The organism is Mesorhizobium sp. M1322 (assembly GCF_040318085.1).
GTDB lineage: Bacteria > Pseudomonadota > Alphaproteobacteria > Rhizobiales > Rhizobiaceae > Mesorhizobium.
The window spans coordinates 1-2,726 of the sequence record NZ_JAMYLP010000185.1; the positions used below are offsets into that span (position 1 = coordinate 1).

General features: G+C 61.2%; 2 protein-coding genes and 2 pseudogenes. 2 read left to right on the forward strand and 2 right to left on the reverse strand.

What is annotated here, in order from left to right; translation table 11 throughout:
* Positions 1-292: 292 nt before the first annotated feature.
* Positions 293-457 (forward strand): annotated as a pseudogene (locus NKH12_RS30180) (LysR family transcriptional regulator); the annotation flags it as partial.
* Here the strand turns inward: NKH12_RS30180 and NKH12_RS30185 are convergent.
* On the reverse strand, positions 444-1,649 hold the full coding sequence (locus tag NKH12_RS30185) for a beta-ketoacyl-[acyl-carrier-protein] synthase family protein (RefSeq protein ID WP_352453892.1): 1,206 nt from the start codon (positions 1,647-1,649) through the stop codon (positions 444-446). The pseudogene NKH12_RS30180 and the gene NKH12_RS30185 sit on opposite strands and share 14 nt — an antisense overlap.
* Positions 1,650-1,925 (reverse strand): acyl carrier protein, encoded by a 276-nt coding sequence (locus NKH12_RS30190; protein WP_023679611.1) that lies wholly within the window; start codon positions 1,923-1,925, stop codon positions 1,650-1,652.
* A gap of 574 nt (positions 1,926-2,499) precedes the next feature.
* Between NKH12_RS30190 and NKH12_RS30195 the strand changes: the two are divergent.
* Positions 2,500-2,601, forward strand: a pseudogene (locus tag NKH12_RS30195) (LysR family transcriptional regulator); the annotation flags it as partial.
* Positions 2,602-2,726: the final 125 nt, after the last annotated feature.

Genomic DNA, 2,726 nt, shown 5'->3' on the forward strand with positions numbered 1-2,726 from the left:
GCCTCGCGCCCACCACGACCCTGCGCAAGCATGTCGCGGATCTGGAGGCCAGCACGACGGCGCGCTTCGAAGCGTCGGCCAAGACAGGCAAGGTCGCAGGTTCAAGGAGTTCGTTGACGGCGCCCGCGGCGCGGCCGCGCCGGCAGCACTCAGGCGACTATAACGGGCGCAGAGCCGAGCCTGCGGCTTCCAGACATTGTCGTGTACAGCTTCAGACCCTCAAGCCGAGCCCGCAGGGCCTCGCTTACCTTTTACGGGGCGGCGGTACGTCCAAGCCGCTTCAACAGTTAAGAATTTCGCAAAGACGATACCCCCGGATCGTCGAGCTTCCGCTGCCACTTCCCGCATTCGCCGAGGCGGTCAATGACCCGCCCTTCACAATAGTTATCCGGCAAGCATCTGGATGCGAGAGATAATGTTGCCGGAGGCATCTCTCATGGCTTCTACACCTGCCTGAACGCCAGAACCGCGTTCGTGCCGCCAAAGGCGAAGGAGTTGCTCAGTGCCACGCGCACCTTGCGCTCGCGTGCCACATTGGGCGTGACGTCGAGATCGCAATCGGGGTCCAGCTCACGATAATTGGCAGTCGGCGGCACGACGCTCTCGCGGATAGCCATCACGCAGGCGATCAACTCGAGCGCGCCGGACGCGCCGAGGCAATGCGCGTGCATGGACTTGGTAGAAGAAATGGACATTGAGAAGGCGTGCTGACCGAAGACGCGCTTGATCGCCGCCGTCTCGATCTGGTCGTTGGCCTTGGTGCCGGTGCCGTGCGCGTTGAGATAGTCGACATCCTCGGCGTCCAGCCTGGCATCGGCAAGGCAGGCCCGCATTGCTGCCTCCGGCCCCTCGACAGTCGGCGCGACGATGTCGGACGCATCGGCGGAAAGGCCGGCACCGGCAATTTCGGCAAGGATGGTGGCGCCCCGAGCCAGGGCATGCTCGTAGCTTTCCAGCACCGCCATGCCGGCGCCTTCACCAAGCGACAGGCCCTGGCGATCGGCCGAGAATGGCCGGCAAGTATCGGGCGAAAGCACGCGGATCGCTTCCCATGCCTTCAGCACACCCCATATGAGCGGCGCTTCGCTGCCGCCGGCAAGCATCACGTCGGCCCGGCCGAGCCTGATCTGGTCCACCGCGCAGGCAATCGCATGGTTTGCCGAGGAACAGGCGGACGTGACGCCGAAGACCGGCCCGCGCAGGCCGAGACTCATGCTGACCTGGCCGGCAGCGGCACCCGGCATCGCCTTGGGTACAGTCAAGAGAGCGGCACGCTTACCGCCCAGAAGGATGGCGCGGTAGGTTTGCTCGATCGCATCCCACCCGCAGCCGCCAACGCCCACGGTCGCACCGAAGCGATAGCTATTTCCCTCTTTGGAGGAAAGTCCGGCCTGACGCATGGCTTCGCGCGCCGCAAGCACAGCGAGCAGGCTGAAGCGGTCCATGGAGATGAGTTGCTTGCCGTCGATGTCATGCTCCGGCAGCGCCTTGATCTCGGCACCGATCCTGACCCTCAATTCATGGAGCTCGGAGTTGACGATTGGGCCGATGGCGGAGCGGCCTTCTCGCATCTCTGTCCAAATGGCGGCGGCGTTGGTCCCAAGCCCGCAAATTCCGCCAATCCCAGTAATCACGACGCGCCTGTCCATTCACACCCCCTTAGCGAGCAAGCTGCGCACGGCTTCCACCATGTCCCCAACATTCTGGAGATCCGACCATGCCTCGGCCGTATTCATCTCGATCTCGATGCCGTAGGCCTGCTCCAGGTCCCAGAGAACGTCCGCCAATCCCAGTGAATCGATACCGAGCGAAGTCAGTCCCGTGGCAGCCGTTATCTCGCCGCCTGTGGCAGGCGCTATGCCGCCCTCCGACGCGGCGCGCTTCTTGATCATGGCGATTATTTCGTTGGCGAGTTGATCTGCCATCTTGTTCCTTTCCAGCTTGCGTTTTCGGCGTCGTTCAAAACCCGAGTCGCGTCGCGTTGCCAAAATTGCCCCTCATAGAGCTGTGCGACCGACCAAGCCCAATGCCCATAGGAACCGGACGAGTTCCGGCTTCTGCCGCGTCAGCCCGATGACGAAGAAAAGTCGCCGGCCTCCCGCTTTTGCGCCAGCACATCAAGAATCTGCGTGTAAATGGATAGGAACCGTCGTCAAACGTCAGCTAAACGCTGCGACGGTGGGTGCTGTCAGCGTATTCACTCGGCACCTCATATGTAATCGAGATGTTTCATAGCTCCGGACCAGTTGCGATCAACTATTGTACCGGTCCGCCATCCGTCGGAGAGTTCGACATGATCGGAGCGCTGCCTCTCATTCCCAGTACAATCTCCACCGCACGCGACAGATTTCCTCTTTCGGGCTCTTCTCAAGGGACTTGCCACGCGATAGAGGCAGTGATCGGCGCACGTGAGGTCCTGCCAAGTCCATGCGACATTCCGGAAAATTGGTAAAATCGTTTGTTTCAATCAAATGCATCCACGCTATGGATAGCTAAGACATGCGTTTCAAAGGGCTCGATCTGAATCTTCTCGTCGTTCTCGACGCGCTGCTGACCGAGCGCGGCCTCACGGCGGCGGCACGCCGCATCAACCTAACCAAATTCATGGGGGTTGGTGGATGTGGCGCAAGCCGTTGAAATGACGTAGGATTTGGTTGCTTAAGGCGATCCGAACCATTTCCCGGAGACCACACCCACCATGAACGATCTTGCGCTGCCGCTGAGCG